The following is a 22,254-nucleotide window of genomic DNA, read 5'->3' as shown; positions in this document are numbered from 1 at the left end:
TCCAGTATTTCGTTTTAGGAGTTCGTCTTACCCCAATGCTCAGTGTTCTCGTATGGTTACCTTTGTTTGGAGTGCTGCTATTGGCGATTTGGCCCAAAAGCATCGATACCAAATATGCTCGCACCTTCACATTGGTAGTAGCAAGCTTGGTTCTAGCTTGGACAATTTATATCGCTATTCTGTTCAATCCGAAGCAAGTCACCATGCAGTTTGGGGAATTTGTGCCCTGGATTAAATCTCTCGGCCTCAGTTATCACTTAGCTGTAGATGGATTGTCTCTGCCCCTGCTGGCCCTGAACAGTCTCTTGACGCTGATCGCGATTTGGATTACGGAGCCTGATGTCAAGCGGCCCAGATTTTATTTCGCGCTGATGCTGCTGCTCAACTCCAGCGTGGCAGGTGCTTTTCTTGCCCAGGATGTCCTCCTCTTTTTCTTGTTCTACGAGTTAGAAATTATCCCCCTCTATTTCTTGATTGCGATTTGGGGTGGGGCACGCCGCAGTTATGCAGCCACCAAGTTCCTACTCTATACCGCTTTCTCAGGCATTGTATTGCTGGCAACATTCCTCGGCATTGTCTGGTTGTCAGGGGCCTCTAGCTTTGCCTATGAGCCTTTGCGAGCCATTATTGTGGGCGCTTCAGATACCCCTAGTGGCTTGACACTAAAACTCCAATTGATCTTGATGGTAGGAATCCTGCTGGGATTTGGTATCAAGATTCCTTTCTTTCCTTTACATACCTGGTTGCCTGACGCCCACGTAGAAGCCTCAACGCCCGTTTCTGTAATGTTGGCTGGCGTGCTGCTCAAGCTGGGAACCTATGGCCTGCTCCGCTATGGTGTGGGGTTGTTACCCGATGCCTGGGTGTATTTAGGACCCTGGTTAGCAATTTGGGCTGCGGTGAGTGCCCTTTACGGTACCTCTTGCGCCATCTCTCAGCAGGATATGAAAAAGGTGGTGGCCTATGCTTCCATTGCCCACATGGCCTTTATCTTGCTGGCCGCAGCTGCTTCCACTGAATTGAGTATGATTGCCGCCGTATGCCAGATGGTCAGTCACGGCTTGATTTCTGCCTTATTATTCATGCTCGTTGGCGTCGTTTATAAAAAAACGGGTAGTCGAGATATGTTTTTCCTCAGGGGCTTATTAAATCCTGAGCGAGGCTTGCCTCTGATCGGTAGCATGATGATTCTAGGTGTAATGGCCAGTGCAGGGATTCCTGGCATGGTGGGCTTTATATCTGAATTTCTCACCTTTAGGGGAAGCTATCCTATTTTCCCAGTTCAAACGCTGTTTTGTATGTTAGCAACAGGGTTGACTGCCGTTTACTTTCTATTAATGATTAATCGGGTCTTCTTTGGCCGGTTGCCGGATGAGTTAGACCGAATTCCTCCAGTTACATGGTCTGATCGCCTCCCGGCCGCAATTTTAGTGGCACTCATTTTCTTACTCGGGATTCAGCCCAACTATATTGTTCGTTGGAGTGAAACTCAGATCGCTGCTTTGATTCCATACAATCCCAGACCGCCACAAATTATGATCACCAATATCCCTGAACAATCAATGGCCAATGTCTCTAGCTCTATCGCGGCCTCTAGTCCACACATAGAGATTACTGATTAGCTTCTGCAACCTGTTTTTCCTTATATCCTCCATCAGCTATGGTAAGTACGCCTCAAATAGAGCCCTCTAAACACCAAATGGCAGAGTTCATTCATCGCTTGGAAGCGGGAGAAGCACTGCTAAGAGATTCCCCAGAACATGTCTTAGAAGTGGTGGGAATTCTGAAAAGCTATGGGGTTATTTTGGATGCCTATTCCAATAATCTGATATATATTGCCGATCACCAATTCTTGGTTCTTTTTCCGCTGTTTAAATATTTTAATGGTGAGATCAATCCAGGTAAGGTTTTGAAATTTCTCTGGCATGACCGGATTAATTATGAATATGCCGAATATTGCATGAAAGGTATGTTCTGGCACGGTGGGGGAGGGTTAGACACATACCTGGACTCCCCAGAGTTTATGGCAGCGATTAAACCTGCAATTAAGGCCAAATTCAAACTCAATCCAGTAATGTTGGGATTAGATCGTGCTTTTCCTGACTTTCTGCCCGAACAAATCCGACAGATGGCTTACTATAGCGGGTTAGGACAGTTTTGGCGGGTCATGAGTGATATGTTTATCACTCTCTCTGATCGCTACGATGCGGGTGAAATCAAAACGATTCCCGACGTTGTTGATCATATTTTGCAAGGTTTAGTGGCAGACGCGAGTCGCCCCATCACATATACGGTCAAAATTGGCGGTAAAGACTATGAAATTCTTCCCAAGTCTGCCAATCTAACTTTCCTAATGGATACAGCCGTTCCCTATGTTGAGGCAATCTTTTTCAGAGGTACTCCGTTCTCTGGAACGATTTCTTACAATGCCCAGGCCTATCAAATCCCCATGTTCCAGAGTGATTTTGCCTATGGCGCTCTCTATGCGGATCCGCTTCCGATTGGTAGCTCGGGTATTCCCCCGACACTGTTGATGCAAGATATGCGCCACTATTTACCTGACTACCTAATCGAGGTTTATCGCAAAACCTTGCGCAAGGAGGAAGACCTTAAAATTCAAATTTGTGAGACATTCCAAAAATCAATGTTTTGCGTGACAACGGCTGCTCTTCAGGGGCTAGCACCACATTCGTTGACCACTGATGATTTGGAAGAACAAAAAGCCAATCGCAAATATTTAGAAGGCTGGATGAATCGATTTACAAAATCTCGGATTCGACAGGCTAATGCCTAGTCCTCTTTCTCATCCCTTTAAGACTGAAGTCATCCTCAACCTGTTTAGGGGGTTGAGATTAGAGTACTCAGGTTGCAAGGTCGGCTAAAAATGCGACCATGCCTCTCGTCATTGATAGGAATATTCCGTTTGTTTGAGACTATTCCTAAATTTTGCAGCGCAATGTAAAAGAATAGTCACCACCAGGTTCTAATCGATAATCCTGCTGTTCGAGGAACCGGCCCAATGGCTCTTTAATCAAGGCTCGGCCTAGGGAAGGGGTAACCTTTAACTCACCTTGTCGGAAGCACCATTGAAACTGCCAAAGATAATTGCTGGCAGCAACTTCGCCTTCAATCTGTCCCTGTTGCCAGGATTGGTGAGTAATACGGACATGGGCAGTGGTTCGGGGAAGGGCACACACAAGTTAAGTCTGTTGGGTCTGGGGTTAAAGTCCAAGACTATTATCAATAAGTCTGGTGTGGCTGTCTACTGCGATACAGGGAAGCCGAACCTCAAACCGTACCTTTTGGCTAGAAAGGGTTTCTTATACTGAAGGAAGGGTGTCGAGAAGAAAACCATCCGTGCTGCATCAGTTGGCAGCTTCTTTATGAGGTAGGTCATGCCCCTAGATTCCAAGATAATGACCGCTGTTGAGCAACTCAACTATCGAGTGACCGTTGGCGATGTTGCTACCCAGGCGGGTCTAGATATTAATCATACAGAGCGGGGGCTATTGGCCCTGGCATCTGAAGTTTCTGGCAATCTTCAAGTCTCAGAAGCTGGAGATATTGCCTATCTGTTCCCCAAAAATTTTCGCTCAGTTCTTCGTAATAAATATTGGCGATTGCGTCTTCAGGCCCTGTGGGACAAGATTTGGCCTGCTATTTTCTACCTGATTCGGATTTCATTCGGGATTGTGCTGTTGCTGTCGATTGTGCTGATCTTTGTTGCGATCGCAATCATCTTAATTGCCATGAACAGCCAAGACGATCGCTCAAATAATCGTCGTTCCGGCAGTTTTATTCCCCGGTTCTGGATTACACCTGACTTGTTCTGGTTTTTTAATCCCAATCCTCGCTATCACCGGCAGCATGCCCGCAGTCAGTCTAAAGACCCTGATCAGATGAACTTCCTAGAAGCCATCTTTTCCTTCTTATTTGGGGATGGCAATCCCAATGCCAACTTAGATGATCGTCGTTGGCAGGAAATCGGAACCGTTATTCGCACTAATGGAGGGGCGGTCACGGGAGAGCAGCTTACGCCCTATCTGGAGGTCTCTGAAAGTCAGCGAGAAAGCGAAGACTATGTGATTCCGGTATTGACCCATTTCGATGGTCGTCCCGAAGTCAGCCCCCAGGGCGAAATTATCTATCATTTTCCGACCTTGCAAACGACGGCCAAGGTTCGTCAACAGCAGTCTAGTTCAACCTACTTACAAGAATATCCCTGGAAATTTAGTCAAGCTGGTTCCGGTCAGATCTTGATGGCGATTGGCTTAGGAAGTTTAAATTTAGTGGGAGCAGCAGTGCTCTGGTCTTTGCTGCGGGATGGCACTATTGCGATTCAACTTGGTGGGTTAGTGGGGTTTGTCTATTCCATCTTTGGTATTTTAGTGGCCTATGGTATCGGTTTCTTGGGCATTCCTCTGATTCGCTACTTTTGGGTGCAAATGCGAAATAGCAAAATCAACGAGCGCAATCAGCAACGCCAAGCTAGTGCAGTGTCCCTGTCTCGACCGGATGCAGCTTTGCAACAAAAAATGGGTTATGCCCAGACCTTTGCAACCCAGTCAGTAGTTTCATCAGAAAATCTGGCCTATACCACTGAAAAAGACCTACTAGAGCAGGAATATGAGCGTTCAGATGCCATTGATTCTGAATGGCAGGAGCGGTTGAATTCCTCAGAGTAGTGTCTACAAATAGGCCAATGGCTCCACGGGTTCACCCTGTTGTCGGACTTCAAAGTGGAGGTGGGGGCCAGTAGATAAGCCCGTTGAACCGATGGCGGCGACGGTTTGGCCTCGCTGTACGCCTTGCCCTACCGTTACGTACAGTTCACTGCAGTGGCCGTAGAGGGTGGTTAAGCCGTTGCCATGGTCGATAATAACCGCATTCCCATAGCCGCCATACCATTCAGCCACAATGACGGTGCCGCTGTCAGCGGCAAAAATGGGTGCCCCGGTTGGCGCGCCAAAGTCTGTTCCCGCATGAAATCGTCCCCTTCCAAAAATTGGATGAGATCGATAGCCAAAATTACTGGTAATGGGACCCACTACAGGTCTAACCATTTGTCCCGTCCCTAAAATACGCTGATAGCCCGGTGTATTAGAGCGGAAAGCCACTTGTTGTTCAGCGATGCGTTGGGCAATTACCTTAGAAATATTGTTGGCATCTTGGGATAATTGTTGCTCAGCCGCCTGTAAGGCTCGCCGATCAGTTTTTAACCGGGTTACCAATTGATTTTGGACGGAGGCCTGAGCTTTGAAATTGGCTTTTTGATAAAGGAGCTGTTCTGATAACAGGGAAATTTGGTTTTTCTGGATTTCTGCTAACAGCTTTTTGTCGTTAATCTTTTCTTTTTCATTTTTGAGGGCCAGTAGCGACGTGCGATCGGATTTATAAACGAGTTGCAGTTGATAGCGACGATCTAATAAGTCTTCTATGGATTTGCTCTGGAGTAAAGCAATCCAAGTGCTGGAGTCTCGCTGTCGTTGTAACACCCGGAGACGAGCAATGGTATTACCCTGCTTCTCCTTATAGGCCGTCTCAGCTTTGGTCAAATCCGCTTCTATTTTCTGCAGCTTTTCGTTAGCCTGCTGCAGCTTGTCTTCGTTCTCTTTGATTTGACCTTCCGTAACCTGAATATTACGCTCTAGTCCGCCTAATCGTCTTTTGGCTGCCCCTTCTAGATTCTCAATTTGCTGCCGTTGTTTTGTGACCTTCGACTTCTGTTGTTCAACTTGTATTCGGCGCTCCTGTAGATCATTTAGATCGGACGAATTTTGGGCTAAGGTCGGGTACCCGCCACGGGTGAAGAGAAATATCGCGAGGCTTATGCCCAAGATCACCCCCAAGATTCTGACCAGAGTTCTTGCAGCAGAGAGATTTCCCTTTCTGGAGCGAAAGTGGAGAGGAGGTCGCCGGTGCATTAGTTTTTGGAGAAGGAGTTTTAGCAAAATCTCTCAGACTTCGAATGCGATACGGGTAATCGGTGGAATCAGTAAAGATATTGCTCTTAGGCAATACTTATTCTTGGTTAAGGTACCCTAACTCTCTGATAAGTATTTAATGGATTGGGATTCTTTTCAACAATCTCATAGTTAGTTGCAAAATCAATTGACCTGTCCAATCCGCAATCGTTTAGATTGGAGATGAAATTTACCTCTGAAAGTTGCTAGTGACAGAAGGTGTTTCTGTAAGGCACACTGGCAAAGGAGTTCCAGGAGTGGCATGCAGCAGACATTTATTCCCGTCCCTTTACCGCAACAGACGTATCAAATTGCGATCGCATCCGGTGGCCTCACCCAACTAGGCCCCTGGCTCCAAGATCGATCCCTGCAGTCGGTGAAGCTGGGACAGAAGGTCCTGATAGTTTCTAACCCTCAGATTTGGAAACATTACGGGGATATTGTTCAAGACTCTTTAGCCAAGGCAGGCTTCCAGGTTGAGCATTTTCTCTTACCAGCGGGCGAACGCTACAAAACGCCTCGCTCTATTCAAAAGATTTACGATTATGCCCTTGACCTTAAACTAGAACGATCTTCCACCCTAGTCGCCCTTGGGGGAGGGGTAATTGGCGATATGACTGGTTTTGCAGCGGCTACTTGGTTACGCGGCATTAACTTTGTCCAAGTTCCCACCAGTTTATTGGCAATGGTGGATGCCTCAATTGGAGGTAAAACAGGCGTCAATCACCCTAAGGGTAAGAACTTGATTGGTGCCTTCTATCAGCCCCGGTTGGTGTTGATCGATCCCGATACCTTAACAACTTTGGCCAGTCGAGAATTTAGGGCGGGGATGGCTGAGGTGATTAAATATGGCGTGATTTGGGATTTGGAGCTATTTGAGCGGTTGGAGAGTTGCGATCGCACCCATCAATACCGCTACATGCCCACAGAAATCCTTACTGAAATTCTGACCCGCTCCGCTCAAGCCAAAGCGGATGTCGTCACCCAAGATGAAAAAGAAGCGGGGCTTCGTGCCATCCTCAACTATGGCCATACCATTGGCCATGCCATTGAAAGCCTAACGGGTTACCGTTTGTTTAATCACGGTGAAGCCGTTGCTTTGGGTATGGTCGCGGCTGCCGATATCGCCGTCCAGCTGGATTGGTGGTCTGCTGAAGACGCCCAACGCCAGCATCAACTGATTCAGAAAACAGGATTACCCACTGAGCTACCTGCTGACTTTGCCATCGAATCCGTGGCAGATGTGCTGCTGACGGACAAAAAAGTCAAAGATGGCAAAGTCCGGTTTATCTTGCCCACTCAATTGAGTGAGGTCAAAATTACGGACCAGGTGCCGGGTCAGGTGACCGTCAGGGCCTTAAAAGGAATGAAGGTTAGCTAAAAGCTGGCTTGCTCTGACGTAGAAAATCTAACAGTTCTCGATTCACAATTTTGGGGACTTCTTGCTGGATCCAATGGCCGCATTCAGGGACAAACTTGAGGCGAAATGGGGCCTGTACAAATCGTTCAAAACCCAATGCTAAGTTCGGACTCAAAACTGTGTCATCTTCCCCCCACAACACCAAAGTAGGGACTTGAATCGGCAAGAGTTTGCCATCCGAGTTGGATAACCAGTCTTGGGGAGATAGCAACTGCCGATAATAGTTAATCGCTGCAGACAAGACGCCCCGCTTTTCCAGAGCAGCCTGATAAATGCCTAAGGTCTCGGAGGAGAAGGCTGCTTTACGAATGGCTTGTTTCTGAAACCAGTCCTGAAGGAATTGGCGCAGGTTTGATTGAATTAACCATTCTGGCAACCCAGGGATTTGAAACGCCAGCAGATACCAGCTCCGCCGCAGCTGATCGAGGTTGCTAGAAAACTCCCGGAATAATCGCTGGGGATGAGGTGCATTCAGGAGAACTAAGTTCTGTAAATATTGAGGGAATTTTTGAGCCAAATTCCAGGCAATCATACCGCCGGTGTCATGGCCCACAATATGAGCGCAGCGATAGCCTAAATTCTGAATGAGGCCAACAATATCCTCGGTGAGGGTGTCGATGTCATAGCCGCTAGAGGGTTTGTCGGAATCGTTATACCCCCGTAGATCAGGGACCACAACCTTGAAGTGACGGGCTAAGACAGGGAGTTGGTATCGCCAAGAGTACCAAAACTCGGGAAATCCATGGAGAAGAATAACTAAATCGCCTTCACCTTGGGTGACGTAGTGGAGCCGAATTTTATTAGTTTGGATAAACTGGTGTTGCCAGCCAGAACTCTCAGTGGTCATACGTTACAGTGCAACCTTAATGGGTGGTAATTGAAACATGACAGCTTGCCATTGAGCCATTCTTGAATCCTCAAGATGACTACACAATTTACCCCCTGCTAACTAGGTATACAGCGTAACATTTCACCAACGAATTTGGACTAAATCATTGTTTAGACCAGCCCAAGGTGGGGACAAATTTGGCTAATTGGGTGAATAAGGTTATGACTCGGCCAGCACAGAAGATGGACTCTGAGCAGGCTGTTCATACTTGATTAAGTTGGCTAATTCTTGCAGTTGGCTAATGGCTTCAGCCCCTTCCAACTTCATGAGTTCGCGATCATCGCGCATTTCGGTCCAGGTGATTCCATAATCGGACACTAAAAACCGAATTAGATGGTTCTCTCCTAAACTCACCATGAAGGAGGCGCTGTTCATTTGGCCACCGCAGGTATAGCAAGATGCCACGTATCCTCGGCGCTCTAGCACAATGGCTAGGGCCTGAAGGTTCATGACTAAGTCTCGAACAAATTCACGGTGTTGATTGGCTAACCGGACAAACACAGGATTACCCTTCTGAGTGAGTACACATTCTAGCTTGGTTAATGGTTATTGACATACGCTATTTTTTAACTTGTCTTCTCTTGCTTATTGTTCCCAGGTTTGCAGGTTGCCCGATCGAGCAGTATTTCTGCTTTGTTTAGGTATAAATCGTTTACTAAAGATGCTGGAAGGTAACTTAATCGAGCCCAGCTTCTAGTTCCGTATAAAAACACACAGAGTCAAACAAAGTATGGATGGGAAACGAGCCATTTTTAATGGATTGGGGCTGGTGAATGGCTGGGGCGGATTGCCGCTTCGGTCTGTTCATCAAACAAATGAATCTTGTCCAGTTGAATCGAGAACCATAACTGTTCGCCAAGGCTGACTTGTTGATAGGGATTAATGCGGGCAATCAATGGGGCAGGTGAATGGGTCATTTGATGGTTCTGAGTCAACTGTAAAGAGAGAAAGGTCTCGTGGCCTAATGCCTCAACCAGTTCGACCTGGGTGGGAATATTGCTAGAGTTCGGAGAGGCCAAATCCAGATGCTCAGGGCGAATCCCCAAGGTGAGGGTTTGGCCTTGATAGTTTTGGAGAACCGTTTCCCATACTTCTGGCAAGGTGAGGGTGAATTGTGTGTGCTGTAAGCTGCGAGGCGACTTCACATGAACGGAGATAAAGTTCATGGGGGGAGAACCGATAAACTGGGCCACAAATCGGTTGATCGGCTGGTTATACAGGTCTAAAGGACTGGCAATTTGCTGAATTTGTCCGGCATTCATAACCGCAATTCGATCCCCCATGGTCATGGCTTCCGTTTGGTCATGGGTGACATAAACCGTTGTCGTTCCTAGCTGTCGCTGTAGCTTGACGATCTGAGCTCGGGTTTGAGTTCGCAGCTTGGCATCCAGGTTGGACAGAGGTTCATCCATCAAAAAAACCTGGGGCTCACGGGCCATGGCTCGCCCCAAGGCAACCCGCTGCTTTTGTCCCCCGGAGAGTTGCTTGGGTAGGCGATCTAATAAAGTCTCAATTTGTAAGACTTCGGCGACTTGATTAACGGTCTGCTCAATTAATTTTTTCTCGTTTGGAACGATATCTAAGGGACTTGGGTAGAATTCGAGTCGCGGATACCAAGCCAGATTCCAACTTTCTACGAAAAGATGCAGGAATAGAACGCCGTTTATGATCTCGTTGAGATTGGGTGCGACGGAGGCCAAAGGCCAAATTGTTGTAGACGCTCATATGGGGATAAAGGGCATAGCTCTGAAACACCATGGCAATGTCTCGGGCTTTAGGGGGGAGGTGATTGATTTTGCGATCGCCAATCCTGATACTGCCCCCAGTTAAGTCCTCCAAACCTGCAATCAGTCGTAAGAGCGTGCTTTTGCCGCATCCCGATGGTCCCACCAGCACCATAAACTCTCCATCGTCAACGGAAAAATTGATGCGGCGCAATACGGTAACGGTATCGTTTTTTGGTATCGCTCTCAGATGTAGTCTGGGTCGGTGTTGTTGATATTAAACTGGGCTCAACAGACGTGGTATTGGCTGTGCGATCGCCTTTACGAGCCGGGAAACTTTTATAGACATCCTCAAAGACAACCTGAGCCACGACAACATCGGTATCCATTACATCGCTCTCAGCCTATTGTGCTGCTCGATATCAGTCAAGGGAATTTACCGGTCAACCAGAAGGATTTGCTAAGATTCCTTCAGGGAAAACCATTATTGTGTCTGCATGCTGCTGACCGCCCAATTACTACTGAGTTACCAACGTTGTCATCGACAAGCATATCTGGATGTCTTTGAAGACAAAACTCAAAAATCTGCTCCCAGCGACTTTCTAAACAAACTTCGACAGGATCGCATTGAGCATCAACAGAACTTTTTTGCTCGTCAACCCTGGGTCCAACCTGACTATCCCAGATACGACTGGCAAGCAGGAGCCCAAGCCACGTTAGCGCTAATGCAAGCTGGCACTCCCTATATTCGGCGAGGTGTTCTATGGATGGATCAAGGCAACGGTGTTGCCTATCAGAGCATTCCCGATCTCCTTACTAAAATAGAGGGAACCTCTAACTTTGGAGATTGGCAATATGTGCCGACAGATATTCGCTTGAGTAAGCGTCCCAAGTTGGAATATCAAATTTTGGCAACATTCCATGCCCACCTGTTGGCGAGTATTCAAGGGGTCTGGCCAGAGGAGTCTTATCTGTACCTGCGGGAACGAGGGCTCTATGCCGTTAACCTGACGATTAACCAGCCAAAGCTAGATTTATTACTCCCTGAACTCATCAAGATTATCCAGACGCAACAAGAACCAGAAGTTTTTATTGTCAGTAATCGATGCAGCTTGTGTGGATGGCTACCCCATTGCTATCAAATTGCTCAACAAGATCAACATTTATCCCTTTTGCCAGGGGTAACCCCCAGTCGCTACCCCATTCTCCAAGCTCATAATTTAGCGAGTGTGGAAGACTTAGCGTTTGCCAATCCCACCCAATTAGCTGAGGTCACGGGATTTGGTCGAGAGGTTGCCAACAAACTGATTTGCCAGGCTCAGGCATTTGCTAAGCAAGCTCCTGTGATTTTCGCTGCCAGTGAGGTAAGTGTAATAGCCGCCCAAATTTCCCCTGCTCCCATCGAACTCTATTTCGATATCGAAGCAGAACCCAGCCTTAATTTGGCCTACCTACATGGGGTACTGGTTGTAGATCGAGAAAACCAGACCGAAACCTTTTATCCCCTTTTAGCCGATCAACCTCACCAGGAAGAGCAGGTGTGGCAGCAATTCTTAGATTTAGTGCTGACCTATCCCCATGCACCGATTTACCATTTTTGTGCCTACGAAGTGCAAACCGTTGAGCGCTTAGCGGCCCTATATGGTAGCCCCGATACAATTATCCAGCCTTTACTAGAGCGGTTTATCGACTTACATGCCCATGTGACCCACACGGTTGTGCTCCCAGTAGAAAGCTATACCCTGAAACTAATCGCTCGATGGCTAGGGTTTCAATGGCGAAATAGCGAAGCAAATGGAGCGCAGTCCATCTATTGGTATAGCGAATGGCTCTCTACTAGCAATCGTGATTTCCTCGATACGATTGTTGAGTATAACGAAGATGATTGCCAAGCCACCTATCACATCAAAAATTGGCTGGCTGATTTTTTGGCTTCCGAGTTGGCTGCTCCTGCTTTACAGTCTCCATAGTTTAGAGATTCGAACGAGGTGGAGCTATAGTTTCCTAGCCTTGGCCAAGTTCACAGGAACGATGGTAAGCGGCCTGAACGGCCTTGATTAAGGCTGAACGAAGTCCAGCTTGCTCTAGTGCCGCCACTCCAGCAATAGTGGTACCGCCCGGGCTCGTGACCTGATCCTTGAGTAGAGCTGGGTGCAGTCCCGTTTCATCCACTAATTTGGCAGTGCCTAACAGGGTCTGCAGGGCTAATTGAGCTGCAATGGGGCGAGGCAAACCCACTGAAACGCCACCATCAGTAAGGGCTTCCAGAACCAAGGCGACATAAGCCGGCCCCGATCCCGATAATCCCGTAACGGCATCCATTAATGATTCAGGTACAGTAACCGCCTGACCAACAGCGCTAAAAAACTGATGAGCGAGATCTAGATGCGTTTGATTCGCATGGTTACCAGCTGTGATCGCAGCCATGCCAGCACCAACAGTAGCTGGGGTGTTTGGCATTACTCGAACCACAGGGGATCCAGGAAAAGCTTTCTCTAACGCCGCTAAAGTGACCCCCGCCAAAATAGAAAGGACCAGACAGTCAGCGGGGATAGACGATGCGAGAGGAGCTGCTACCTTTGCAAATATTTGAGGCTTAATCGCCAACAGCAGTACTTGAGAGTTGGAGGCAACCGCATTGTTATCTGTAAACCCTTGGATCTGATAGGCCGATATCAGATCCTCTAATCGTTCTTTGGAGACATCACTAACCTGAACCTGCTCTGGCGAACAGATTTCTTGGGAAAGCAGTCGTGACAAGATAGCCTCAGCCATCACACCACCGCCAATGATGCCAAGCTGATCGCAAAACTGACTCACTAGAAAACCCCTAAGCCGAAGATGGCAGAAACAATGCACCAGTCTACCAAAGCACAGTCAAGATTCCTTGCAGTATTTAGTTTTGCGAAAACCTAAAATAGCCAGGGATAGCTATTGACTCACTTACTGAGCAATGGCCTGATTCATCTGCACATCATTTTTCCAAGATGCAGTGGCTGCAGGTCGTGAAAAATGGGGTGTAGTCGGTGCTTCATGAACAACACCAAGATGGGTGCTGACCTGAACACAATTAGGAGTGAATAGGAAGATGCTATCTCCAACACGCTCTTGATGACCGTCAATGGTATAGGTTGCACCCGCCACGAAATCAACGGCTCGCTGAGCCTGAATCGGTTCCATCATGGTCAGATTAAGAACCACAGACTTACGCTCACGTAGAGCTTGGATCACTTGGGGCATTTCTTCAAACGCTCGTGGCTCCATCACCAAAACTTCAGTGGTAGATCCCCATAAGCGACCCGCACCTGGCATACCCACAACATTACTAGTAGTAGAACTCACTTGAGACCCCTGTTCTTTTTCAGATTGACTTTTCAGTGCTTCACCCACTTCAACGGGGTCTTCGGAATACTCTGCTGAATAAGAATGATCCGAATACCCATCGTTTTGAATTTCGTCATATTCATCCACGTAATCATAATCGTCATCCGATTCTGGGATGCCGACGAAATCCTTTAATCTGCCAAATAAACTGCTCACGAGTTGGGCTCCATCTATGAAGGTTTTGAGGGTGTGAAGAACCTGATTTCAGAAAGACCGAACATTTGCTCAATCTAAGGTCATCAAGGAATTTTATTCGTAAAGATCTTTATTAAAATTAGATCTTCTCATCAAACTTGTATTTGTTTGATTTGTCAATACCACTGTCGCCTTAATTACCAAAAAGTGATTGTTATAGAAAAAAATCAACTCTTGGCGACAAATCCCATGGTATGGAAAATTTAGATTGAATTATACATCAAAGACCTAATTGCAAATCAGTAATTCGACTGTTGAAACTAAAATTTAAATTAAGAAATAATTTCCTTTACATAACCTATAAAATTTCCATCTTCTGCCAGGGACTTTATATCAACACTGTTATTTCAATAGATACTATCGCTATTCATAAAATAGTGATCAGCCCAGAAAAAACTTGTGAAGACGCTCTTGCTGATTGCTTCATCCTGAAAGCAATCAGCCTCACCCCCTAGAGGGATAGCTTAAGGCAGAGGTCGATCCCCAAAAAGGCTACGTCCTACTCGAACCATTGTTGCTCCAGCCTGAACGGCCAACTGATAATCCTTCGACATCCCCATGGACAGTTCACTCAAGGTGAAATTCTCCTGAGATGGCTGGGAAATATCTTGAGCTAGCTTTTGAATTTCGTGAAAAGCATTTAAGGTTTCTTGGCTCGTTAAACCCATCGGTAATATCGTCATTAATCCACGCCAGCGAAGATGGGAGCAGGCTTGTAAAGCGGGTAGATCTGTTTTGAGATCAGCAAACATCCACCCAAATTTGTCAGGATCTGAGAGGGGTTTGACTTGCAAACATAGCTGAGGTGAATGTTCTACCGATTCAACAATCCGATTGAGGCGCTGGGCTAAAGCTAAGCTATCCACAGAGTGAATCCAATCGAAGTGTCGAACAGCCAGTTTGGCTTTATTGCTTTGAAGATGACCGATGAGATGCCAAGTGAGCCCTGAGAGATCCTGCAACTCAGCTTGTTTCTGAATCGCTTCCTGTACCCGGCTTTCGCCAAAATCCCGTAGACCTGCGTCATAGGCCTCTCGGATCAAAGCAGCCGGCATATATTTGGATACAGCAATCAAACGAACGGATGGCGGCAAGGCCCCCTGAATAGAGATGACTCGATCCTTGAGAGTCAATGGCTGCGAAGAAGGCATTATTGAAAGGTTTGTTGGTGAACAAGCTGAAGTTGGTCATAGTCTTGGCGGGTACCAGACCGCCTCAGAAGTCTGAGACGACTTTCAACGGTGACTTTGGCCTCTTGCCGAGTGATGGGAGAAAATTCTAACTGCTCTTCAGAAGTGGTGACTATAAAAAATAACCGTTGGGCATAAAGTGTGGTGTACAACGCACTCCTAGCATCAATCATACACAGACTGTAGAGTAGACCAAAAGTTGGATGATTCAGATACGTTTCAGTGATCATTCGCGTATATAGGAGAGGCCAAAGCTATAGGAGTGATTCTATAGAACGATAACTACTGTCTAGAAAAATGCTGTGGACCCTGTCTAGGTAGCATTGTTTCTAAAGGATAGGGTAGTTTTAGGCGATGTCTATTTTTTCCTGAGGGTAAATCTTGATGATTGATGGACTAGGAATAGCTGAAGTTATTTTGTAGAAGTTAAATAGATCACTATTTCTTTAAGGATGACCGTCTCTTCTTAGTTAAAGTCCAGCAAGCTGAACAATCAACAAATTGTCGTCTATTATACTGGACGGCCTTCGCTAAGTTTTTACTGGTTTTTTGAGTATATTTACTGTCCCTTTAACTAAACCCCTGATACAACTCATTCTCAAGGCATTAATTAGAAGTAATCAAGCAAGATCTACTGACTCATCGCTTGAATTGCTTCCACCTGAGCTTTAGCTTTTTGTAAGGATTCTAACCATTCTTGTTTGGGGTCACTATCTGCCACAATTCCCGCTCCTACTTGCCCCCAAATTACAGAAGACAGGACAGAACTTTGTGAGGCTCGTGTTGGGGGGATGTATGGGGGGTAATCAGTAAGGTTCGGATCAAAATATTCAGATCTAGCTGTCCCCGGTAATCTAAATATCCGCAGGAGCCATAAAACAAACTCCGTCGATAAGGTTCTAACGTTTCAATAATTTTCATACAACGAACCTTGGGGCAGCCCGTGATGGTTCCTCCTGGGAAGACCGAACGAATCAACTCAACCGCAGAACGGGCAGGCTGCAGGGTACCAACAATATTGCTGACTAGATGAATCACGTGACTGTAGTATTCAAGGACTAGGAATTCATCTACAGTGACCGATCCCCAGGTACAGACTCGACCTAGATCGTTGCGTTCCAGATCGACCAGCATGGTATGCTCCGCTCTCTCTTTTAAGTTCTCACTTAAAGCTTGAGCTAATTTCTGATCTTCTTCGGGGGTGATTCCCCGGGCGCGAGTCCCTGCAATAGGGCGGGTCTCGGCTTGTGATCCTTTGAGCCGAACAAGCCGTTCTGGTGAACAACTGACGACCGCTCCCCATGGAGTTTGCCAGTAGCTGGCAAAGGGGGATGGGTTGATTGTTTGCAGTTGTTGATAGAGTTGCCAGGAATCGACGTTGGCCGTGACAGAAAACCGAGTAGAGAGATTGGCCTGGAAAATGTCCCCAGCTTGAATATGGGCTAGGGCCTGTCGCACCATCGCTTCATACTCAACTTGGCTAGTCAAAAACTGAAAGTCTGTCGCCTTAAACGGTTGATCGATGGGTTGTGGGGCATAGGATACTAACTGGTGTTCTAGTTGGTCTAGCTGGTGGGTATCCGTTACAGCTAACCAGAGAATCTGATGCTGATGATCCAAAATTGCAAAGTTTTCAGGTTCATACCAAAAGGCGATAGGGAATGGCAATGGATCAGGATTCAGTTGCGGTAAACGCTCGATTTCCCAAGCGAGGTCATACCCCAGCCAACCCAGCCACCCACCCTGAAAGGGCAAATCGTCAGGGATATCATCTGGGCATAAAGGCTTTTTTAATTTGTAACTGGTGTTCCAAGAACGGTAATATCTGCCCCAGTTCAGGTGTCCATAAGCGCAACGTGTCGGTATCGTTCCGAGGACCGCCTGCGCAAATTGAGTACTGACCGAGGGGATGGGGATAGGGGCTTTCGAGCAGGGTCGCAATCTCTTGATCAGCAAATAAGGCTGCAAAAATATCTGTACCACTGCGTTCGAGTAGTGGTTGAGATCGCCAATACCAAGGCTTTAATTCGTCCATGTAGAATATCAACGGTATGGGTTTAGGGAAGCATTCCGACCCAAATGCGTAAGCCGCAAACCAAGACCACTAAAACTAAAGCAAACTGATCCATCAACCGAATTTGGAGTTGATGCCACCTGACTTGGTGGTGATTAGGACTGGTAAAGCCCCGTACGGTCATGGCACTAGCCACTTGTTCTGCCCGTAAAAATAGATTCTCAATGAGGCGATCGGCCAACATCAGCCAGAGCTGGAAGGCCCCCCGTACCCCTAATTTCTTCCAATTAATGGCACGAGTACGAATAGCTCGAATCAAATTTTGGATTTCTTCCAGAACTAGGGGCATAAAGCGAAGCGCTAGGGTTAGGGTCAGGGTCACTTCAGTGATGGGAATACGCCACCGCTTCAAGGGTTGCAACAGAACCTCAATGGCAACGGTTATTTCTTCTGGAGCCGTTGTCAGGAGATATAGGGTTGTTCCATAAATTAAGGTAAATAGCCAAGTTGCCAACCTTAATCCTAATTCTAGGGATCGGCGAGTGATTCTGACGGGGCCACGATGAAAGAGCACATATTGATAGGGTGTGGGTTGAGGAAGAGAGGGAGGGAGATTTTCCTCTGAACCCTGCCAAAAAATCAGGGGTTGATACCAGGGTTGAGATTCTGTTGGAAGGGAAGAGGGTTCTTGCGTAAATGTCAGTTCTTGAGTCGGTAGTCTGGGTTGATAGGACACTGCCAGGCCATCTGGCATTAAGGTGGTAACGCTACAAACCAATAGACATAACAACAATAACCAGCCAATTTGCTTGCGCCAGACTCGCCATGGAATGGTCGCCGAAATGGTGAGTAGGATCAGTCCCAAGACTAAGGCAAACCGCCAGGGTAAATCTGCCAGTAATGGCGTGAGCAGGAACATCATCAGCCAAGCCAGTTTTACTCTGGGATCAAGCCGATGTAGCCAAGTTCGAGGTTGTTCCAGGTAAAGCCCAAGGGGAAGGGAGCGAAGCAGATCCATCTATGGCCTTCGAGACGCGTTAATCACCAGCCTATCCTAAGTGATTTCTAGGGTTAGGAGGTGTATTTACACTTTATAAATAGTGTTCTCAATCCAAATCTGGTGATATCCGGTACCAAGCCTCACTAAAGGATCCTAGGGATAGTGTGAGCTTGTGCCATTGCTTAAGATGTTTTGAGATAAAAGATGGCGTTCCCTATACATAGGGTAACCAGATGTATATCAGTGTGAACTGAACTTTGACGAACAGGATAGGAAACAGAAATGGCTTGGCAACATATATTGTTCTATAAGCCCTATGGGGTCCTTAGCCAGTTTACGGATCGGCAAGACACTGAGCATCCAACCTTAAAACAATTTATTTCAATCCCCGATATTTATCCGGTTGGTCGATTGGATCGGGATAGCGAAGGTTTATTATTGCTATCCAATCATGGTGGTCTCCAACATCAGTTGTGTGATCCTAAGTTTGGACATCCCCGCACCTATTGGGTTCAGGTGGAAAGAATTCCTGATACAGCTGCGTTACAAAAACTTCAGCAGGGAGTCACGATCCGCAACTATCGAACACGACCGACCCAAGCCTCACTCTTAACTGAGCCACCTTCTTTACCTCCCCGGACTCCACCGATTCGGGTTCGCAAGCATATCCCTACGGCATGGATAACGATGACCCTCTATGAGGGCCGCAACCGCCAGGTACGAAGAATGACAGCGGCTGTGGGTTTCCCGACCTTACGTTTGGTACGGGTTGCGATCGCACATTTGCAACTCAAGGATCTGCAGCCGGGCCAATGGCGTCACCTTTCGTCACCAGAAATCAATCAACTTCAATCCCTGACACACTTACCTCATCTCTAGCAAATGAAGCCAAAGCTGATCCATCGGCCTACTCAAAAAACATTTCAAATCTCAATCTACGGTTGAGGATAATTGTGAGTTGTATAGTGGGATCACCTAATAACGAGCTATATTTTGTCACAGCAAATGTAACGATAACTTCCGTAATTTAGCGGAGTGCAAGCTTCTCATTACTAGTTACCATTGCCATAGTTACTGTCCGCCACCCTAGGCAAACTGATTTTTTTCGGATGATTAAATGTCCCCAGTGTAATTACCACAACATTGACGATCATCGTTTCTGTCAACAATGTGGCACTTCCCTTACTCAAAAACACTGTGCAAGTTGTGGACATTTAGTAGATTTTGAAGTTACCCACTGTCCCCAATGTGATCATTTGACCGGAACCATTTGGTGGACTCTCATTACACCGCTCGTTAGCCTCGAACAATCCCCGAACCTTATAGAACTTTCTTCTATCGATACGATTCCCGTTGGAGAACCCGTTGCCCTTCTGGATGACGAACCCTCTACAGAAGAGCTGCTAGACTCCATTGAGCGTTTAGTAGGTGATCAGCCAGATCGATCAGACGCTGTGAAACTCGATCCACCTAGTGCCTCAACAGCAGTGTTACCGCAGCGGGGTGACTCAGATATTCCATCCATGTCTCCTGCTATCCAGAGTTTTGTGGATCAAAACCCTCGATATCAGCTCTTGGCATCAATGGTGCCTCAAGATCCGAAACTTGCGGAAAATGGCAACCTTGAGCTCACTATTCTAGATACGCAGCCGCTGCAGGTCTCGCCCCTGGCTATTATGTTGAACCAGTTAGAGGGAGCTATTAATCCTGCTGACATGGGTCAGCCAGAAACAATTAAAGATTTTTTAGAAGCGCAGCCTTTGCCGTTCCCGATCGTTCTAGAACCATACCTAGCCCTGAGGCAACAGTTTCCTCTCCTGCTACCCCATGTCCATGACGCTTGGCAGTCAGAACAACAGGCAGTCATTTTATTAGAGAACCGCGCTGATTTGCCGTCTTTAAAGGAAGTCATTGCCGAAGGTCAAACGAGTCCCACTCAAATTCTGTACTGGCTAGAACAAACTTTGAATTTTGCAGTGATTTGTTCTCCCTGGCAATGCTTGCCTAGCGTTCTCCACAAAGAAAACTTAAAGATCGATCAGGGACAAATCCTCTGCCTTCAGCAACTTCTATTTGAGCCCGGTCAGTTCTGGCCGGGTAAGCCTGAAAAGGGTAGTACCTCCATCCAATCCCCGACCTGGGACGATTTAAGGTATGTCTGGTTAGATTTATTGCAAGGATTGGGAGCTTCCCTCTCAGAGCAATTTCAGCCCTTGTTGATCAATTTGCAATCTGCTGAGAACGTTACTCAAACAGAGCTTCTGGAATACATAAATGAATTAAGTCAGCTTTTACCTAGTACCCAGCCTCCTACGACTCCTACACAGGTTCATCAATCTTCCGTTGCTGGAACGGGTGCTGTGCCAACCCTGATTTTGCCCAATCAGTTGGTTCATTTGGCAGCGGCAGGTCAAACGGATGATGGTCGAGATCGACATCACAACGAAGATTACTTTGTGATTGATCAACGGCTCCAACAAATTTGTAACCCCCACCAAAACCAAGTTTCTGGCCAAGGACTCTACATTCTCTGTGATGGTATGGGAGGACATGCTGGGGGGGAGATTGCGAGTTCTTTAGCGACAGAAACCCTAGCTCAATATTTTCAAGCCCATTGGCAGACTGAGTTTCCCGATACTGCAATGGTGAAGGATGCCATTTATGCTGCGAACCATGCTCTTTTTCAGTTGAATGAAGAGAAGGCTGGCAATAGTCGCATGGGCACCACCCTAGTGATGGCTTTGGTTCAAGATACTCATATTCAAATTGCTCATGTCGGTGATAGTCGTCTATATCGTCTGACCCATCAATCAGGATTAGAACAAATCACGGTTGATCATGAGGTTGGGCAAAGAGAGATTCAACGAGGAACCGATCCGACCGTGGCCTACGCCCGGCCGGATGCTTATCAACTCACTCAAGCTCTAGGGCCTAGAGAGAATGAGGCCTTGGAGCCCGATATCCAGCTCCTCACTGCCGCCGAAGATACTTTATGGTTGATTTGTTCGGATGGATTAACAGATAATCACCTATTGGAAGTCCACTGTGACCAATACTTATTGCCCATGCTTAACTCTCAAATCCCCTTGCAACAAGGGGTTAATGAGTTGATTATGCTGGCTAACGAACATAATGGTCACGACAACATCACGGTCATTGCCATCCTGATGAGAGTCCAACCTCAGCGATCTTCCCAGACCTATTAACGGGAACCTATTTAAAATCTTTGACTGATTAATTTTGCAATGTGGTTACATTAACCCTTCTTGACCCCACCAATAAGGCTCCTATCAAACAATGGCTGTTCACCACGTCTAAGCAGATTAATATTGGCCGTTCTTCCGATAATCACATTGTCCTCAGAGACATACTGGTGTCTCGGTATCATCTTGAACTGCGTCTGAGCAAACAGCTAGAGTCCTCCTTTACCTGGCAACTCCATAGTCTGGGCAGCAATGGAACGTTTGTAAATGGAAAACTGACGAACCAGGCAGAACTCAAAGATGACACAATTATTCAGCTAGGATTGACGGGGCCGATTTTGAGATTTCAGCAGCAACTTCCCTACCAGATTGGAGCCAAACGTCAATCGGCGACCACTCGTTCCCAGAATTCTTCCTGCTCCCATGAGGGTAATTTGCCAGGCAACCTTTTTTGCGTGCATTGTGGTCAATCCCTTAAGGTTCTCCAGACACTTGGTCCTTACGAAGTCATGAAGGTCATTGGCATGGGAGGCATGGGAACCACTTTCTTGGTGCGGCACCAGGATGATAAGAGTCAAAAACCTCAGCTTCAGGTGCTCAAGGAAATGAATGCCGATATGGAAAAAATTCCTAAGGCACAGGAATTATTCAAGCGGGAAGCTCGGATGCTGAGATCCCTCCAGCACTCTGGTATTCCCCGGTTATACGATTTCTTTACCGAGAACGATAAACAATATCTCGTGATGGAGCTGATTCACGGCCAAGATTTAGATCGGTGGGTAAATCAGCATGGCCCGTTACCACCGCATCAGGTGTTGCAGTGGATGATTCAGGCCTGTGACATTTTGGACTACATTCATTGTCATAATCCACCGATCATTCATCGAGATCTGAAGCCCGGTAATATTCTGGTGCGGAATCGAGATAGCCAAGTTTTTATTATTGATTTTGGAGCTGTTAAAGAAGCAAGCCTTGTCCCCGGAACCCGGATTGCGGTTGAGGGTTATAGTGCACCAGAACAGGGATTAGGTCGTCCCACGATTCAATCGGATCTCTACGGTATTGGTGCAACTCTTTTATTCCTGATTACAGGTCAAAGTCCACTGCAATTTTACAAAAACCTGGGTCATGGCTATCGGATTGAATTGGCGAATATCCTGAGCATTCCAACTCAGATCAAAGCCATTATTGAAAAAGTGACCCATCCCCATCCGGATCATCGCTTTCAAACTGCGAAGGAACTTCAGCAAGCTCTAAAAAACTGTCTATAGC

The 22,254-nt window shown here is 46.8% G+C and carries 19 protein-coding genes and 1 pseudogene; 8 read left to right on the top strand and 12 right to left on the bottom strand.

Going from position 1 to position 22,254, the window contains the following annotated elements; genetic code table 11:
* The first annotated feature begins 35 nt into the window (after positions 1 to 35).
* Both HRE53_RS23590 and HRE53_RS23585 read left to right on the top strand, forming a co-directional pair.
* Entirely contained in the window at positions 36 to 1,622 is a 1,587-nt protein-coding gene (locus tag HRE53_RS23590; RefSeq protein WP_235108180.1) for an NADH-quinone oxidoreductase subunit M, read from the top strand.
* A gap of 38 nt (positions 1,623 to 1,660) precedes the next feature.
* Positions 1,661 to 2,794 (top strand): CO2 hydration protein, encoded by a 1,134-nt coding sequence (locus HRE53_RS23585; RefSeq protein WP_235108179.1) that lies wholly within the window; start codon positions 1,661 to 1,663, stop codon positions 2,792 to 2,794.
* 145 nt (positions 2,795 to 2,939) lie between these two features.
* Here HRE53_RS23585 and HRE53_RS23580 read toward each other — a convergent pair whose 3' ends face one another.
* The gene (locus HRE53_RS23580; RefSeq protein ID WP_212665521.1) at positions 2,940 to 3,197 is read right to left on the bottom strand and encodes a DUF3146 family protein; all 258 of its coding nucleotides are present in this window, start codon (positions 3,195 to 3,197) and stop codon (positions 2,940 to 2,942) included.
* 198 nt (positions 3,198 to 3,395) lie between these two features.
* On the opposite strand from HRE53_RS23580, the gene HRE53_RS23575 reads away from it, so the two are divergent.
* Positions 3,396 to 4,685 carry a hypothetical protein gene (locus HRE53_RS23575; RefSeq protein WP_396133403.1) on the top strand — a complete coding sequence of 430 codons (1,290 nt, stop codon included), beginning with the start codon at positions 3,396 to 3,398 and terminating at the stop codon, positions 4,683 to 4,685.
* Positions 4,686 to 4,688: 3 nt separating this feature from the next.
* On the opposite strand, the gene HRE53_RS23570 is transcribed toward HRE53_RS23575, so the two are convergent.
* The gene (locus tag HRE53_RS23570; protein WP_235111221.1) at positions 4,689 to 5,843 is read right to left on the bottom strand and encodes a murein hydrolase activator EnvC; all 1,155 of its coding nucleotides are present in this window, start codon (positions 5,841 to 5,843) and stop codon (positions 4,689 to 4,691) included.
* Between the two features lie 382 nt (positions 5,844 to 6,225).
* Between HRE53_RS23570 and aroB the strand changes: the two genes are divergently transcribed.
* Positions 6,226 to 7,344 carry a 3-dehydroquinate synthase gene (aroB, locus tag HRE53_RS23565; protein ID WP_235108177.1) on the top strand — a complete coding sequence of 373 codons (1,119 nt, stop codon included), beginning with the start codon at positions 6,226 to 6,228 and terminating at the stop codon, positions 7,342 to 7,344.
* Here aroB and HRE53_RS23560 read toward each other — a convergent pair.
* The 3 genes and pseudogenes from HRE53_RS23560 to HRE53_RS23550 all read right to left on the bottom strand — a co-directional run bounded on the left by HRE53_RS23560 (position 7,337) and on the right by HRE53_RS23550 (position 10,385).
* A complete protein-coding gene (locus HRE53_RS23560) occupies positions 7,337 to 8,230 on the bottom strand; it encodes an alpha/beta fold hydrolase (protein ID WP_235108176.1) in 894 nt (297 codons plus the stop codon). The two genes, aroB and HRE53_RS23560, sit on opposite strands and share 8 nt — an antisense overlap.
* 201 nt (positions 8,231 to 8,431) lie before the next feature.
* Positions 8,432 to 8,773, bottom strand: coding sequence for a DUF1815 family protein (locus HRE53_RS23555; protein ID WP_010471865.1), 342 nt, complete (start codon positions 8,771 to 8,773; stop codon positions 8,432 to 8,434).
* Between the two features lie 251 nt (positions 8,774 to 9,024).
* Positions 9,025 to 10,385, bottom strand: a pseudogene (locus HRE53_RS23550) (ABC transporter ATP-binding protein).
* 108 nt (positions 10,386 to 10,493) lie between these two features.
* Here HRE53_RS23550 and HRE53_RS23540 point away from each other — a divergent pair.
* A complete protein-coding gene (locus HRE53_RS23540) occupies positions 10,494 to 11,966 on the top strand; it encodes a TM0106 family RecB-like putative nuclease (RefSeq protein WP_235108174.1) in 1,473 nt (490 codons plus the stop codon).
* Positions 11,967 to 12,000: 34 nt separating this feature from the next.
* Here the strand turns inward: HRE53_RS23540 and proC are convergent, their stop codons facing one another.
* The 7 genes from proC to HRE53_RS23510 form a co-directional block, all read right to left on the bottom strand.
* Entirely contained in the window at positions 12,001 to 12,816 is an 816-nt protein-coding gene (gene proC / locus HRE53_RS23535) for a pyrroline-5-carboxylate reductase (protein ID WP_255800948.1), read from the bottom strand.
* A gap of 123 nt (positions 12,817 to 12,939) precedes the next feature.
* Entirely contained in the window at positions 12,940 to 13,536 is a 597-nt protein-coding gene (locus HRE53_RS23530) for a cell division protein SepF (RefSeq protein WP_212665514.1), read from the bottom strand.
* Between the two features lie 503 nt (positions 13,537 to 14,039).
* Positions 14,040 to 14,726, bottom strand: coding sequence for a YggS family pyridoxal phosphate-dependent enzyme (locus HRE53_RS23525; RefSeq protein ID WP_235108173.1), 687 nt, complete (start codon positions 14,724 to 14,726; stop codon positions 14,040 to 14,042).
* A complete protein-coding gene (pipX, locus tag HRE53_RS23520) occupies positions 14,726 to 14,995 on the bottom strand; it encodes a transcriptional coactivator PipX (RefSeq protein ID WP_235108172.1) in 270 nt (89 codons plus the stop codon). The genes HRE53_RS23525 and pipX overlap by 1 nt, the downstream gene beginning before the upstream one ends.
* A 517-nt stretch (positions 14,996 to 15,512) precedes the next feature.
* Entirely contained in the window at positions 15,513 to 16,520 is a 1,008-nt protein-coding gene (locus HRE53_RS23515) for an anthranilate synthase component I (protein ID WP_396133402.1), read from the bottom strand.
* A 13-nt stretch (positions 16,521 to 16,533) separates the two neighbouring features.
* The gene (locus tag HRE53_RS35280) at positions 16,534 to 16,800 is read right to left on the bottom strand and encodes a hypothetical protein (protein ID WP_396133401.1); all 267 of its coding nucleotides are present in this window, start codon (positions 16,798 to 16,800) and stop codon (positions 16,534 to 16,536) included.
* Between the two features lie 22 nt (positions 16,801 to 16,822).
* Entirely contained in the window at positions 16,823 to 17,797 is a 975-nt protein-coding gene (locus tag HRE53_RS23510) for an energy-coupling factor transporter transmembrane protein EcfT (RefSeq protein ID WP_235108171.1), read from the bottom strand.
* A gap of 264 nt (positions 17,798 to 18,061) precedes the next feature.
* On the opposite strand from HRE53_RS23510, the gene HRE53_RS23505 reads away from it, so the two are divergent.
* The 3 genes from HRE53_RS23505 to HRE53_RS23495 all read left to right on the top strand — a co-directional run bounded on the left by HRE53_RS23505 (position 18,062) and on the right by HRE53_RS23495 (position 22,253).
* On the top strand, positions 18,062 to 18,658 hold the full coding sequence (locus tag HRE53_RS23505) for a pseudouridine synthase (RefSeq protein ID WP_212665509.1): 597 nt from the start codon (positions 18,062 to 18,064) through the stop codon (positions 18,656 to 18,658).
* Positions 18,659 to 18,888: 230 nt separating this feature from the next.
* Complete coding sequence (locus tag HRE53_RS23500; protein WP_235108170.1) at positions 18,889 to 20,985, top strand: serine/threonine phosphatase; 2,097 nt, start codon at positions 18,889 to 18,891, stop codon at positions 20,983 to 20,985.
* A 41-nt stretch (positions 20,986 to 21,026) separates the two neighbouring features.
* Positions 21,027 to 22,253, top strand: a complete 1,227-nt coding sequence (locus HRE53_RS23495) for an FHA domain-containing serine/threonine-protein kinase (protein ID WP_235108169.1) — start codon at positions 21,027 to 21,029, stop codon at positions 22,251 to 22,253.
* Position 22,254: the final 1 nt, after the last annotated feature.

This window comes from Acaryochloris sp. 'Moss Beach' (genome assembly GCF_021497025.1).
GTDB classification, from domain to species: domain Bacteria; phylum Cyanobacteriota; class Cyanobacteriia; order Thermosynechococcales; family Thermosynechococcaceae; genus Acaryochloris; species Acaryochloris marina_A.
This window is presented reverse-complemented; position numbering and strand designations above follow the sequence as displayed.